We start from the raw sequence: 15,243 nt of genomic DNA on the forward strand, positions 1-15,243 counted from the left end.
ACGAAGCCGCATGTGAACGTTGGCACGATCGGTCACGTTGACCACGGGAAGACGACGCTGACGGCTGCGATCACGAAGCAGTTCGGCGACTTCAAGGCCTATGACGAGATCGACGGCGCACCGGAAGAGCGTGCCCGCGGGATCACCATCTCGACGGCCCACGTGGAGTATGAGACGCCGAACCGTCACTATGCCCACGTCGACTGCCCCGGCCACGCCGACTATGTGAAGAACATGATCACCGGCGCGGCGCAGATGGACGGCGCGATCCTGGTTGTGAACGCGGCTGACGGCCCGATGCCGCAGACCCGCGAGCACATCCTGCTGGCCCGTCAGGTCGGTGTGCCGGCGCTGGTCGTGTTCCTCAACAAGGTCGACCAGGTCGACGATGAGGAGCTTCTGGAACTGGTTGAAATGGAAGTGCGCGAACTGCTGTCTTCCTACGAGTTCCCGGGCGACGATATCCCGATCATCGCCGGTTCGGCTCTGGCCGCTCTGGAAGATCGCGACGAGGAAATCGGTGCGAAGAAGATCGCCGAGCTGATGGAAGCTGTGGACAGCTACATCCCGACGCCCGAGCGTCCGGTTGACCAGCCGTTCCTGATGCCGATCGAGGACGTGTTCTCGATCTCGGGCCGCGGCACGGTTGTGACCGGCCGTATCGAGCGTGGCGTTCTGAACGTTGGCGAGGAAATCGAGATCGTCGGTATCCGCGACACCAAGAAGACGACCTGCACGGGCGTCGAGATGTTCCGCAAGCTGCTCGACCGCGGTGAAGCGGGCGACAATGTGGGCGCCCTGCTGCGCGGCATCGACCGTGATGGCGTCGAGCGTGGCCAGGTTCTGTGTAAGCCGGGTTCGGTGAAGCCGCACACGAAGTTCGAGGCGGAAGCCTACATCCTGACCAAGGAAGAGGGTGGCCGTCACACGCCGTTCTTCGCGAACTACCGTCCGCAGTTCTACTTCCGGACCACGGATGTCACCGGCACCGTCCAGCTGCCCGAGGGCACCGAGATGGTGATGCCCGGCGACAACCTGAAGTTCAACGTCGAGCTGATCGCTCCGATCGCGATGGAAGAGAAGCTCCGCTTCGCCATCCGTGAAGGCGGCCGCACCGTCGGCGCCGGCGTCGTCTCCAAAATCATCGAGTAATCGGTGATGGGCTACCGCCGCCCCGGATCGGGGCGGGCGGTGCCAAAAGACAGGGAAAGGGCTCCGCGATCTGCGGGGCCCTTTTCCGTTTTCGGGATCCGTTTTTCGGTCCCTCTGATACGGGCCGGTGCCAAGGCGGCAATTCCGCGATCAACTGGTCTTGCATCCCCGCCCGAAAGGCCGTATCTGACAGCCCACGCACCGGCCTTAGGGGTTTAGCTCAGTTGGTAGAGCGACGGTCTCCAAAACCGTAGGTCGTGGGTTCGAGTCCCCCAACCCCTGCCAGTGCGAGAGATTTAGGAGCAGATGATGGCCAAGACCAACCCGCTGCAGTTCATCCAGCAAGTGCGGGCCGAGACCTCGAAGATCACCTGGCCGACTCAGCGCGAGACCGCGCTGACCTCGGTGATGGTCTTCATCATGGCGACGATCACGGCCACGTTTTTCTTCCTCGTCGACCTGACGATCCGGTTCGGCCTGGAAGTGATCCTGTCCTCCGCCTCTTGATCCCGGGCGGAAAAAGGCTTAGAGGGGCACGTCTACGCTGAACAGGGCGCACTTCGATTCGGTGGTGCGCTCGTTGCTATTTTGGGCTTCGGCGTTAACGGCTTGAAAGATAAACACTTTGCGGCGGAAGCCGGAAAACCTGAGGTAACAGGCACAATGGCGAAACGCTGGTATTCGGTCCACGTCCTCTCGAACTTCGAGAAAAAAGTAGCCGAATCGATCAAGGAAGCGGCGGCGCAGAACGGCCTGGAGGACGAGATCGAGGATGTTCTCGTTCCGACCGAGGAAGTGATCGAGGTCCGCAAGGGCAAGAAGGTGCAGGTCGAACGCCGCTTCATGCCGGGTTATATCCTGGTGAAGATGGACATGACCGACCGCGCCTACCATCTGGTGAACGGCACCAACCGCGTGACCGGGTTCCTCGGACCGCAGGGGCGGCCGACCCCGCTGCGCGACAGCGAGGTTGCGGTGCTGCTGAACCAGGTCGAGGAAGGCATGGAGAAGCCGCGTTCGCTCATCACTTTCGATGTGGGCGAGCAGGTCAATGTCACCGACGGCCCGTTCGAGGGGTTCTCGGGCATGGTCGAGGGCGTGGACGAGGAAAATGCCCGCCTGAAGGTGACCGTATCGATTTTTGGCCGGGCCACCCCGGTCGAACTGGAATTCACGCAGGTCTCCAAGCAGAGCTGACGTGACCTTATGTGGGAGGCGAGGCCGACGCGTCGGCCGGACCGGACCACACCAATGGAAGTCCGAGGGGCGCGCCCCGAGGACCGGAAACAAAGGAGGCCACCATGGCCAAGAAAGTTGCCGGGACCCTGAAGCTTCAGGTGCCCGCAGGCAAAGCGAACCCGTCCCCGCCGGTTGGTCCGGCGCTCGGTCAGCGCGGCATCAACATCATGGAATTCTGCAAGGCGTTCAACGCGCGCACGCAGGAGATGGAGCCCGGCGCACCCTGCCCGACGATCATCACCTACTACGTGGACAAATCGTTCACGATGGACATCAAGACCCCGCCGGCATCCTACCTGCTGAAGAAGGCTGCAAAGCTGAAATCGGCTGCGAACAAGCCGGGCCGTGAAACGGTCGGGTCGGTGTCGGTCAAGCAGGTCCGCGAGATCGCCGAGCTGAAAATGAAAGACCTCAACGCCAATGACGTTGACGGCGCGATGCAGATCATCCTGGGCTCCGCCCGGTCGATGGGCATCGAAGTGAAAGGGTAAGCGAGATGGCCAAACTTGGGAAACGTACCGCTGCCGCCCGCGACGCCTTTGAAGGCAAAGCGAACCTGACCGTCGAAGAGGCTGTCGCGCTCGTCAAGTCGAACGCGAACGCGAAATTCGACGAGACCGTCGAGATCGCGATGAACCTCGGCGTCGATCCGCGCCACGCAGACCAGATGGTCCGCGGTGTGGTCAGCCTGCCGAACGGCACCGGCAAGACCGTGCGCGTCGCCGTATTCGCCCGCGGCCCGAAAGCCGATGAGGCCAAGGAAGCCGGTGCGGATATCGTTGGCGCAGAAGATCTGATGGAAACCGTCCAGGGCGGCACCATCGAGTTCGACCGTTGCATCGCGACCCCGGACATGATGCCGATCGTCGGCCGTCTGGGCAAAGTGCTCGGCCCGCGCAACCTGATGCCGAACCCGAAGGTCGGCACGGTGACGATGGACGTGAAGGCCGCCGTCGAAGCCGCCAAGGGTGGCGAGGTCCAGTTCAAGGCCGAGAAAGCCGGCGTCGTGCACGCTGGCGTCGGCAAGGCATCCTTCGACGAAGCCAAGCTCGTCGAGAACGTGAAAGCCTTCGTCGGTGCGGTCAACAAAGCCAAGCCGTCGGGCGCCAAAGGTGCCTACGTGAAGAAAATCGCGCTCAGCTCCACCATGGGGCCGGGTGTCTCGGTCGACATCGCCAACGCGGTCGCCGAGTAAGAGATGCCCCCGGGTTTCGGCCCGGGGGTGAATGGGATCCGGTGCAGATGTGCCGGATCTTCCGTCCGAGATGGTGGGGGGCTGACGCCTTAATATCCTGCCTGAGACGGGGACCAAACAAGATCAGCCGGGGCAGTGCCTCGGGCGGTTTTGGCGGGACCCGTAAGGACCCGAGACGTCGGGGCAACCCGGCGAAATTGAGCCGGAGGGTGGAGCGATCCGCTCTCCATGATTTGGAGCGAAACTGTGGATAGAGCCGAAAAAGAAAGTGTGGTCGAGGAACTCGGCCAGATCTTTACGGACTCTGGTGTCGTCGTGGTTGCACACTACGCCGGCCTTACGGTTGCAGAAATGTCGGACTTCCGTACCCGCATGCGTGAAGCAGGTGGGTCGGTCCGCGTCGCCAAAAACAAGCTCGCCAAAATCGCCCTTGATGGCACGCCCAGCGAATCCATTGCTGGCCTGCTCGAGGGCATGACGGTTCTTGCCTATTCGGAAGACCCGGTGGTCGCGGCGAAAGTCGTGAACACCTATTCCAAGGAAAACGAGAAACTCGTGATCCTTGGGGGTGCCATGGGTGGAACCGCTCTCGACCTGGCCGGGGTCAAATCCGTTGCCGCCATGCCGTCCCGCGAAGAGCTTATTGCTGACATCGTGGGTCTGCTGGGGGCACCGGCATCCAACCTGGCCGGTGCGATTGGCGCGCCCGCTTCCAACATCGCCGGCATTCTGTCGACGATCGAGGAAAAGGCGGCTTGAAGCTGACTGCAATCCAAAGGGCCGGTGCTGGTCGAAGACCGCACCTGCACTGGAACACACTGTAATATACGGAACTGAAAAATGGCTGATCTGAAAAAACTGGCAGAAGAGATCGTCGGTCTGACCCTTCTCGAAGCCGCTGAACTGAAAACCATCCTCAAAGACGAGTACGGCATCGAGCCGGCTGCCGGTGGCGCCGTCATGATGGCTGGCCCGGCTGGTGGCGACGCTGGCGCCGCTGCTGAGGAAAAAGACGAGTTCGACGTCATCCTGGTCGACGCTGGTGACAAGAAAATCAACGTCATCAAAGAAGTCCGCGCCATCACCGGCCTGGGCCTCAAGGAAGCCAAGGATCTCGTCGAAGCTGGCGGCAAAGCCGTCAAGGAAGCTGCGGCCAAAGCCGAAGCCGAAGAGATCAAGAAGAAGCTCGAAGAGGCTGGCGCCAAGGTCGAGCTCAAGTAATCCGCTCCGGCCTCTGGCCGGCGGACTTGAAAAACACTGGCTGGACCCGCATCTAAGCGGGTCCGGCACTTTTGCGTCTCTCAGGGTGCCCTTCGACAAGGACATCGTGAAAGGCGCGGTCTGGCCCGGGTGAGCGGTTTGGGACATCGTTCAAGAATTGGGCCCCCACCAGGCGGAGTTTCCGCAGCCGTTCCCGCCGGCTGCGTGAACGTCAAGCAAAGGTAAGGACGAGCATGGCTCAGACGCATTCCGGTCACAAACGTATTCGGAAATTTTACGGCAAGATTCGCGAAGTCGCGAAGATGCCGAACCTGATCGAGGTTCAGAAAAGCTCTTACGACCTGTTTCTGGAATCCGGCGACCAGGGCATGCCGATGGATGGCGAGGGCCTCCAGGGTGTGTTCCAGTCGGTTTTCCCGATCAAGGACTTCAATGAAACCTCGGTTCTCGAGTTCGTCAAATACGAACTGGAAGCCCCGAAATACGATGTCGAGGAATGCCAGCAGCGCGACATGACCTACAGTGCCCCGCTGAAGGTCACCCTGCGCCTGATCGTGTTCGAGGTCGACGAGGATACCGGCGCACGCTCGGTGAAGGACATCAAGGAACAGGATGTCTTCATGGGCGACATGCCGCTCATGACCGAGAACGGCACCTTCATCGTCAACGGCACCGAGCGCGTCATCGTCAGCCAGATGCACCGCAGCCCCGGCGTGTTCTTCGACCATGACAAGGGCAAGACCCATTCCTCGGGCAAGCTCCTGTTCGCGTCCCGCATCATTCCCTATCGCGGTTCCTGGCTCGATTTCGAGTTCGACGCGAAGGACATTGTCTTTGCCCGTATCGACCGCCGCCGCAAACTGCCGGTGACAACCCTGCTCTATGCGCTGGGTCTCGACCAGGAAGGCATCTGCGACGCCTATTACGATACGGTCGACTACAAGATGACTAAGAAGGGCTGGGTGACCAAGTTCTTCCCCGAGCGCGTGCGCGGCACCAAGCCCGCAATGGACATCGTCAACGCGAAAACCGGTGAAGTGATTGCCGAAGCCGGCAAGAAGGTGACCCCGCGCACCGTCAAGCAGCTGCTCGACAGCGGCAATGTGCCCGACATTCTGGTGCCTTTCGATGCCATCATCGGCCGTTTTGCCGCGAAGGACATCATCAACGAGGAAACCGGCGAGATCTGGGTTGAGGCCGGCGACGAGCTGACCTGGGAAACCGACAAGGACGGCAATGTCACCGGCGGGTCGCTCAATACCCTGATCGACAATGGCGTGAAGCTGGTTCCGACGCTCGACATCGACAATGTCAATGTAGGCCCCTACATCCGCAACACCATGGCGGTGGACAAGAACCTGAACCGCGACACCGCGCTTCTGGACATCTACCGTGTCATGCGTCCGGGCGAGCCGCCGACGGTGGAAGCCGCGTCGACCATGTTCGATTCGCTCTTCTTCGACGCCGACCGCTACGACCTGTCCGCCGTGGGCCGGGTGAAGATGAACATGCGTCTTGCGCTCGACGCGCCGGACACGATGCGCACCCTGCGCCGCGAGGATATCGTGGCCGTGGTCAAGGCGCTCGTCGGCCTGCGTGACGGCCGCGGCGAAATCGACGATATCGACCATCTCGGCAACCGCCGCGTGCGGTCGGTCGGCGAACTGATGGAAAACCAGTATCGCGTTGGCCTGCTGCGCATGGAACGCGCGATCAAGGAGCGCATGTCCTCGGTCGAGATCGACACGGTCATGCCGCAGGACCTGATCAACGCCAAACCGGCGGCTGCCGCGGTGCGCGAATTCTTCGGCTCCTCGCAGCTCAGCCAGTTCATGGACCAGACCAACCCGCTGTCGGAAGTGACCCACAAGCGGCGCCTCTCGGCGCTTGGGCCGGGCGGTCTGACGCGCGAACGTGCGGGCTTCGAGGTGCGCGACGTGCATCCGACCCATTATGGCCGCATGTGTCCGATCGAAACGCCCGAAGGTCCGAACATCGGTCTCATCAACTCGCTCGCCACCTTCGCGCGGGTGAACAAGTACGGCTTCATCGAGACGCCCTATCGCAAGGTGCATGACGGTGCGGTGACCGACGAAGTGGTCTATATGTCGGCGACTGAGGAAATGCGTCACACTGTGGCGCAGGCCAACGCGTCGCTCGACGAGAAGGGCAAGTTCACCAACGATCTCGTCTCGACCCGCAAGTCGGGCGAATACATGCTGAACCCGGCGGAAGCGGTCGACCTGATCGACGTGTCGCCGAAACAGCTTGTATCCGTTGCTGCGTCGCTCATTCCGTTCCTGGAAAACGATGACGCCAACCGCGCGCTGATGGGGTCGAACATGCAGCGGCAGGCCGTGCCGCTCGTGAAAGCCGAGGCGCCCTATGTCGGCACCGGCATCGAGGAAGTCGTGGCCCGCGATTCGGGCGCCGCGATCACCGCGCGCCGGGCCGGAATCATCGACCAGGTCGATGCGATGCGCGTCGTCGTGCGTGCGACCGAAGATCTGGAGCCGGGCGATCCGGGCGTGGACATCTACCGTCTGCGCAAGTTCCAGCGCTCGAACCAGAACACCTGCATCAACCAGCGCCCGCTGGTGAAGGTGGGTGACACGGTCCACAAGGGCGAGGTCATCGCGGACGGTCCCTCGACCGATCTGGGTGAACTGGCGCTCGGCAAGAACGTGCTCGTCGCCTTCATGCCGTGGAACGGCTACAACTACGAGGATTCCATCCTGATCTCCGAACGGATCGTGAAGGATGACGTCTTCACCTCGATCCATATCGAGGAGTTCGAAGTGGCCGCCCGCGACACCAAGCTCGGGCCCGAGGAAATCACCCGCGACATCCCCAATGTCGGCGAGGAAGCGCTGCGCAACCTCGACGAGGCCGGGATCGTCTATATCGGTGCCGAGGTCGGCCCGTCGGACATTCTGGTCGGCAAGATCACGCCCAAGGGCGAAAGCCCGATGACGCCGGAGGAGAAACTCCTGCGCGCCATCTTCGGTGAGAAAGCGTCCGACGTGCGTGACACGTCGCTGCGCCTGCCGCCGGGCGATTTCGGGACCGTTGTCGAGGTGCGCGTCTTCAACCGCCACGGCGTCGACAAGGACGAGCGTGCGCTGCAGATCGAGCGCGAGGAAATCGAACGTCTGGCCCGTGACCGGGACGACGAGATGGCGATCCTCGACCGCAACATCTATGCGCGTCTGAAATCGCTGATCCTCGGCAAGGTCGCGGTGAAAGGTCCGAAAGGCGTCAAGGCCAAGTCGGAGATCACCGAGGATCTGCTCGAGGCGCTGAGCCGCGGCCAGTGGTGGCAGCTCGCCCTCTCGGACGAGGCCGATGCCGCTCAGGTCGAGGCCCTGCACGCCCAGTATGACGTGCAGAAGAAGGCGCTCGATGCCCGCTTCGAAGACAAGGTGGAGAAGGTGCGCCGCGGCGACGACCTGCCGCCGGGCGTCATGAAGATGGTCAAGGTCTTCATCGCCGTGAAGCGCAAGCTGCAGCCGGGCGACAAGATGGCCGGCCGTCACGGCAACAAGGGTGTCATCTCCAAGGTGGTGCCCGAGGAAGACATGCCGTTCCTGGCGGACGGGACCCCGGTCGACGTGGTTCTCAACCCGCTCGGCGTGCCGTCGCGCATGAACGTGGGCCAGATTCTCGAAACCCATATGGGCTGGGCCGCCCGCAACCTGGGCCGGTCGATCGACGAGGCGCTGAAGGAATATCAGCGTTCCGGCGACATGACGCCCGTGCAGGATGCGATGAAGATCGCCTATGGCGACGAGCTCTATTCCGAGGTTCTCGAAGGCATGGATCAGGACGGGTTCCTGGAGGCGGCGTCCAACGTCACCGCCGGTGTCCCGATCGCGACCCCGGTCTTCGACGGCGCCAAGGAAGTGGACGTCAACGATGCGCTGGCGCGCGCCGGCCTCGACGAGTCCGGCCAGTCGGTGCTCTATGACGGCCGCACCGGCGACCAGTTCTCGCGTCCGGTGACCGTGGGTGTGAAATACATCCTGAAACTGCACCATCTCGTGGACGACAAGATCCACGCCCGTTCGACCGGCCCCTACAGCCTGGTCACCCAGCAGCCGCTGGGCGGGAAGGCGCAGTTCGGCGGCCAGCGTTTCGGGGAAATGGAAGTCTGGGCGCTCGAAGCCTACGGCGCGGCCTACACGCTGCAGGAAATGCTCACCGTCAAGTCGGACGACGTGGCGGGCCGGACCAAGGTCTACGAGAGCATCGTCAAGGGCGAGGACAATTTCGAGGCCGGTGTGCCCGAATCGTTCAACGTCCTCGTGAAAGAAATCCGCTCGCTCGGCCTGAATGTCGAGTTGCTGGATGCGGAGACGGAGTGAGGGCGCCCCGCGCCCTTACCCTTCCAACGGAGATTAGGATCATCACATGAACCAGGAAATCACGAACCCGTTCAATCCCGTCCAGCCGCTCAAGACCTTCGATGAGATCAGGATTTCCCTGGCCTCGCCGGAGCGGATCCTGAGCTGGTCGTTCGGTGAGATCAAGAAGCCCGAAACCATCAACTACCGCACGTTCAAGCCCGAGCGTGACGGCCTGTTCTGCGCGCGCATCTTCGGTCCGATCAAGGATTACGAATGTCTGTGCGGCAAGTACAAGCGGATGAAGTATCGCGGCGTCACCTGCGAGAAATGCGGCGTGGAAGTCACGCTGCAGAAGGTCCGCCGCGAGCGGATGGGCCATATCGAACTGGCCGCGCCCGTCGCGCATATCTGGTTCCTCAAGTCGCTGCCGAGCCGCATCGGCCTGATGCTGGACATGACGCTGCGCGATCTGGAGCGGATTCTCTATTTCGAACAGTATGTTGTGGTGGAGCCGGGTCTGACCGACCTGACCCATGGCCAGCTGCTGACCGAGGAAGAGTATCTCGACGCGCAGGACCAGTTCGGTGATGACGCATTCCGCGCCGGCATCGGGGCCGAGGCGATCCGCGAGATGCTCGCGGCGATCGACCTTGATGCCGAAGCCGAGCAGCTGCGGGCCGATCTGGCCGAAGCCACCGGCGAGCTGAAGCCCAAGAAGATCATCAAGCGGCTGAAGCTGGTCGAGAGCTTCCGCGAAAGCGGCAACCGTCCCGAGTGGATGGTTCTGACTGTCATTCCGGTGATCCCGCCGGAACTGCGTCCGCTCGTCCCGCTGGACGGCGGCCGGTTCGCGACCTCGGATCTCAACGATCTGTATCGCCGCGTCATCAACCGCAACAACCGCCTCAAGCGGCTGATCGAGCTGCGCGCGCCCGACATCATCATCCGCAACGAGAAGCGGATGCTGCAGGAATCGGTCGATGCACTGTTTGACAATGGCCGTCGCGGCCGCGTGATCACCGGCGCCAACAAGCGCCCGCTGAAATCGCTCAGCGACATGCTGAAAGGCAAGCAGGGCCGGTTCCGCCAGAACCTGCTCGGCAAGCGCGTCGACTTCTCCGGCCGTTCGGTCATCGTGACCGGCCCGGAACTGAAGCTGCACCAGTGCGGCCTGCCCAAGAAGATGGCGCTGGAGCTGTTCAAGCCGTTCATCTACTCGCGGCTGGAAGCCAAGGGTCTGTCCTCGACGGTCAAGCAGGCCAAGAAACTGGTGGAAAAAGAGCGTCCGGAAGTGTGGGACATCCTCGACGAGGTGATCCGCGAACATCCGGTCATGCTCAACCGTGCGCCGACGCTGCACCGTCTCGGCATTCAGGCGTTCGAGCCCGTGCTGATCGAAGGCAAGGCCATTCAGCTGCACCCGCTCGTCTGTTCGGCCTTCAACGCCGACTTCGACGGTGACCAGATGGCCGTTCACGTGCCGCTGTCGCTCGAAGCGCAGCTTGAGGCGCGTGTGCTGATGATGTCCACGAACAACGTGCTGTCGCCGGCCAACGGCAAGCCGATCATCGTGCCGTCGCAGGATATGATCCTCGGCCTCTATTATATCTCGCTCGCCCGCGACGGGATGAAGGGCGAAGGCATGGCCTTCAGCTCGATGGAGGAGGTGGATCACGCGCTGGTCGCCGGCCATGTGCATCTGCACGCCAAGGTCACGGCGCGGATCGAACAGATCGACGCCGAAGGCAACAGCTACTGGGAACGTGTGGAAACCACGCCGGGCCGCCTGCGCCTCGGTGCGCTTCTGCCCAAGAACCACAAGGCGCCGTTCGAGATCGTGAACCGTCTGCTGCGCAAGAAGGAAGTGGGCGAGGTCATCGACACCGTCTACCGCCATTGCGGCCAGAAGGAATCGGTCATTTTCTGCGACCAGATCATGACGCTCGGCTTCACCGAGGCGTTCAAGGCCGGGATCTCCTTCGGCAAGGACGACATGGTCATTCCGGAATCCAAATGGACGCTGGTCAACGAGACCCGCGAACAGGTCAAGGAATTCGAACAGCAGTATATGGACGGCCTCATCACCCAGGGTGAGAAATACAACAAGGTCGTCGATGCCTGGTCGAAATGTTCCGATGTCGTCGCGGATGCGATGATGGGCGAAATCTCGGCCATGCGCCGGGACGATGCCGGCGCGGAGCTGGAGCCGAACTCGGTCTACATGATGTCCCATTCCGGGGCCCGTGGGTCCCCGGCCCAGATGAAGCAGCTGGGCGGGATGCGCGGCCTGATGGCCAAGCCGAACGGCGAGATCATCGAGACGCCGATCATCTCGAACTTCAAGGAAGGCCTGACCGTGCTCGAGTATTTCAACTCGACCCACGGCGCCCGTAAGGGTCTGGCCGATACCGCCCTGAAGACCGCCAACTCGGGTTACCTGACCCGCCGTCTGGTCGACGTGGCGCAGGACTGCATCGTCAAGATCGACGATTGCGGCACCGACCGCTCGATCACCGCGCGCGCCGCGGTCAATGACGGGGAAATCGTCTCCTCGCTGTCCGAGCGTATTCTGGGCCGTGTCGCGGCCGAGGATGTGCTGAAGCCGGGCACCGACGAGGTGATCGTCAAGGAAGGCGAACTGATCGACGAACGTCTCGCCGATGCGGTCGAGGCCGCCGGTGTGCCGTCGATGCAGATGCGCTCGCCGCTCACCTGTGAGGCCGAGGACGGGATCTGTGCCCAGTGTTACGGGCGCGACCTTGCACGCGGCACCCGTGTAAACCCGGGCGAGGCTGTCGGCATCATCGCCGCGCAGTCGATCGGGGAACCGGGCACGCAGCTGACCATGCGGACCTTCCATATCGGCGGGATCGCGCAGGGTGGTTCGCAGTCCTTCCAGGAAAGCGCCGCTGCCGGTCGCATCGAGTTGCGCAACCCGAACGTGCTGGAAAATGCCGCGGGCGAGCAGATCGCGATGGGCCGGAACATGGAGATCGTGATCCTGGGCGAAGGCGATGTCGAGCTTGGCTCCTACAAGATCGGCTACGGATCCAAGGTCCACGTGAAAGACGGCGAGACCGTCGATCGCGGGGCGAAGCTCTTCGAGTGGGACCCGTACACGCTGCCGATCATCGCCGAGCAGGATGGTGTGGTGAAATTCGTCGATCTGACCGCGGGCGTCTCCGTCCGCGAAGAGACCGACGATGCGACCGGCATCAGCCAGAAGATCGTGTCGGACTGGCGGTCTGCGCCGAAAGGCAACGACCTGAAGCCCGAGATCATCGTGATGGACCCCGAGACCGGGGAACCGGTGCGGCTGGCCAACGGCAACCCGGAAGTGCACGCCATGTCGGTGGACGCGATTCTCTCGGTCGAGGATGGCCAGAAGATCAAGGCCGGCGACGTGCTTGCACGTATCCCGCGCGAAGGCGCCAAGACCAAGGACATCACCGGTGGTCTGCCGCGTGTGGCCGAACTGTTCGAGGCCCGTCGTCCGAAGGATCACGCGATCATCGCGGAGATCGACGGCTATGTCCGTTTCGGCAAGGACTACAAGAACAAGCGCCGCATCGCGATCGAACCGGCGGACGAGTCGCTGGAGGCCGTGGAATATATGGTGCCCAAGGGCAAGCATATCCCGGTTCAGGAAGGCGACTTCATCCAGAAGGGTGAGTACATCATGGACGGCAATCCCGCCCCCCATGACATCCTTCAGATCCTCGGTGTCGAGGCGCTGGCCGATTACCTGATCGACGAGGTTCAGGACGTCTATCGTCTGCAGGGCGTGAAGATCAACGACAAGCATATTGAAGTGATCGTGCGCCAGATGCTGCAGAAGTGGGAGGTCTCCGAATCCGGTGGCACCACGCTTCTGAAGGGCGAACAGGTGGACAAGTCCGAGTTCGACGAAGCCAACGAGAAGGCGATTGCCGCCGGCCGCGAACCGGCCAAGGGCGGTCCGATCCTGCTCGGCATCACCAAGGCGTCGCTGCAGACCCGGTCCTTCATCTCCGCCGCCTCCTTCCAGGAGACGACGCGGGTGCTGACCGAAGCCGCGACCCAGGGCAAGCGCGATCGCCTGATCGGGCTGAAGGAGAACGTCATCGTCGGCCGGCTCATCCCGGCCGGGACCGGTGGCGCGACCCACGACGTCAAGCGCGTCGCCCAGTCCCGCGATGCCAAGATCATCGAGCAGCGCCGCTCGGAAGCCGAGGCCGCCGTGGCCCTCGAAGCCGCCGATGTTCCGGCGGGTGAGGATGCAGCGCCTGCCGGCGAATGATCGTCGCCCTGATATGAACTCTGAAAACCCGGCCACCGCGCCGGGTTTTCTTTTGCCCGCACGCCCGATCTGCGGTCTGGACGCGACCGCCCGCCCGTGCGAAGGGGCGGAGACGGGCCCAGCCCGGGACCAGTGAAAAGGCAGGGCAGGGAGGCCGGCAATGGACAGCGACAATCTGCGCGGCGCGCTCTTCATGGCGATCTCGATGGCGGCCTTCACGCTGAACGATGCGATGATGAAGCTCGCAACCGCCGAGCTGCCGCTGTTCACCGCCATTTTTCTGCGCGGCATTCTGGCCTCGGTCCTGATCGCGGCGCTGGCCTGGTCACAGGGTGCGCTCACCTTCCGCTTCAGCCGCGGCGACCGGCCCTTCGTCGCGCTCCGCACTTTCGCGGAAGCCGCCACCACCGTCTGTTTTCTGACCGCGCTCATGCATATGCCGCTCGCCAATATTTCCGCGATCCTGCAATCGCTCCCGCTTGCCGTGACATTCGCGGCGGCGCTTTTTCTGGGCGAGAAGGTCGGCTGGCGGCGCTGGTCGGCCATCCTGATCGGGTTCGCCGGCGTGATGCTGATCGTCCGTCCGGGATCGGAGGGGTTCAACATCTATGCCGTGCTGGCGCTGGTGGCCGTCGCCTTCATCGTCCTGCGCGACATGGCGACCCGCAAATTGTCGCCCGATGTGCCGAGCCTGTCGGTCGCGCTTCTCGCCTCGCTCGCGGTCACGGCGCTGGGCGGCGTGATGTCGGTCGGCACGCCGCTGCCGGACCTGACGCTCTGGTCGGTCGGGCCATTGGTGCTGGCGGCACTGTTCCTGATTGCGGGCTATATCTTCATCATCCTTGCGATGCGGGTGGGGGATGTGGCCTTCGTCTCGCCCTTCCGCTACACCGCGCTGGTCTGGGCCATCGGGCTGGGGCTCCTGCTCTTCAACGAATGGCCCGATGCATGGACATGGGCCGGCAGTGCCATTGTGGTCGCAACGGGGATCTTCACCTTCTACCGCGAACAGTCGGCTGCGCGGCGCGCACGGTTCGGCGCCCGTCCTTCGGTTGCGTCCCGCTAGGTGAAGGACGATTCTGCTTGTGCCCGGAGCGCGACTCGGGCAACTAGCGTCCCCAAGGGTCCGGGGCCTGCGGAAGCGGGATTTCGGGCCAATATTTGTGGGATTTGGGCCATTTCCGGCCGGCAGGGGCTGCAATCGAAACGGTTGTTGACAATCTGCTGAGGGAAGCCTAGGTTCCGCGCGCTCGGGAAGGGGTAGCTCCCCATGCCCAGATAGCCACAAATTGGCGGTCACGACTCAGGGCCCGGCCCTCAGTCCTCTGGAATTTCGCCGCGCCGGACCCCAACGGGATCCGACCGCGGCTCATTTGGCGTTCTGCATTTTTGGTGCGGGGTGCTGTCGAGTTTGAAACTGGTTGAACGGGGTTGTCCGAATGCCAACGATCCAACAGCTGATCCGCAAGCCGCGGCAGCCGAAAGTAAAGCGCCAGAAGTCCATGCACCTGCAGGGTTGCCCGCAGAAGCGTGGCGTTTGCACGCGCGTCTACACCACCACACCGAAAAAGCCGAACTCGGCCATGCGTAAGGTTGCCAAGGTGCGCCTGACCAATGGCTTCGAGGTGATTTCCTATATCCCGGGCGAGTCGCACAACCTTCAGGAACACTCCGTTGTCCTGATCCGCGGCGGCCGTGTGAAAGACCTTCCGGGTGTCCGGTATCACATCCTGCGCGGTGTGCTGGATACCCAGGGTGTCAAAGATCGCCGTCAGCGTCGTTCGAAATACGGCGCCAAGCGTCCGAAGTAA

At 62.6% G+C, this 15,243-nt stretch carries 11 protein-coding genes and 1 tRNA gene; all 12 read left to right on the plus strand.

Annotation, left to right across the window (positions count from 1 at the left end):
* A partial coding sequence (gene tuf, locus GSH16_RS12995) for an elongation factor Tu (RefSeq protein ID WP_160855800.1) occupies positions 1 to 1,152 on the plus strand: 1,152 nt, incomplete at its 5' end.
* 209 nt (positions 1,153 to 1,361) lie between these two features.
* Positions 1,362 to 1,437: transfer RNA gene (locus tag GSH16_RS13000), tRNA-Trp, on the plus strand.
* Positions 1,438 to 1,461: 24 nt separating this feature from the next.
* A complete protein-coding gene (gene secE, locus GSH16_RS13005; protein WP_160855802.1) occupies positions 1,462 to 1,659 on the plus strand; it encodes a preprotein translocase subunit SecE in 198 nt (65 codons plus the stop codon).
* Between the two features lie 156 nt (positions 1,660 to 1,815).
* Positions 1,816 to 2,349, plus strand: a complete 534-nt coding sequence (gene nusG, locus GSH16_RS13010) for a transcription termination/antitermination protein NusG (RefSeq protein ID WP_160855804.1) — start codon at positions 1,816 to 1,818, stop codon at positions 2,347 to 2,349.
* 104 nt (positions 2,350 to 2,453) lie between these two features.
* The gene (gene rplK, locus GSH16_RS13015) at positions 2,454 to 2,882 is read left to right on the plus strand and encodes a 50S ribosomal protein L11 (RefSeq protein ID WP_160855806.1); all 429 of its coding nucleotides are present in this window, start codon (positions 2,454 to 2,456) and stop codon (positions 2,880 to 2,882) included.
* 5 nt (positions 2,883 to 2,887) lie between these two features.
* Positions 2,888 to 3,586 (plus strand): 50S ribosomal protein L1, encoded by a 699-nt coding sequence (rplA, locus tag GSH16_RS13020; protein ID WP_160855808.1) that lies wholly within the window; start codon positions 2,888 to 2,890, stop codon positions 3,584 to 3,586.
* 246 nt (positions 3,587 to 3,832) lie between these two features.
* Positions 3,833 to 4,345 (plus strand): 50S ribosomal protein L10, encoded by a 513-nt coding sequence (gene rplJ, locus GSH16_RS13025; protein ID WP_160856228.1) that lies wholly within the window; start codon positions 3,833 to 3,835, stop codon positions 4,343 to 4,345.
* A gap of 81 nt (positions 4,346 to 4,426) precedes the next feature.
* Positions 4,427 to 4,807, plus strand: coding sequence for a 50S ribosomal protein L7/L12 (gene rplL, locus GSH16_RS13030; protein ID WP_160855810.1), 381 nt, complete (start codon positions 4,427 to 4,429; stop codon positions 4,805 to 4,807).
* A gap of 233 nt (positions 4,808 to 5,040) precedes the next feature.
* Entirely contained in the window at positions 5,041 to 9,171 is a 4,131-nt protein-coding gene (rpoB, locus tag GSH16_RS13035; protein WP_160855812.1) for a DNA-directed RNA polymerase subunit beta, read from the plus strand.
* 46 nt (positions 9,172 to 9,217) lie between these two features.
* Complete coding sequence (gene rpoC, locus GSH16_RS13040) at positions 9,218 to 13,432, plus strand: DNA-directed RNA polymerase subunit beta' (protein WP_160855814.1); 4,215 nt, start codon at positions 9,218 to 9,220, stop codon at positions 13,430 to 13,432.
* A 160-nt stretch (positions 13,433 to 13,592) separates the two neighbouring features.
* Entirely contained in the window at positions 13,593 to 14,498 is a 906-nt protein-coding gene (locus GSH16_RS13045; protein ID WP_160855816.1) for a DMT family transporter, read from the plus strand.
* Positions 14,499 to 14,871: 373 nt separating this feature from the next.
* Positions 14,872 to 15,243, plus strand: coding sequence for a 30S ribosomal protein S12 (gene rpsL, locus GSH16_RS13050; RefSeq protein ID WP_160855818.1), 372 nt, complete (start codon positions 14,872 to 14,874; stop codon positions 15,241 to 15,243).

Source organism: Oceanomicrobium pacificus, from assembly GCF_009833495.1.
GTDB classification, from domain to species: domain Bacteria; phylum Pseudomonadota; class Alphaproteobacteria; order Rhodobacterales; family Rhodobacteraceae; genus Oceanomicrobium; species Oceanomicrobium pacificus.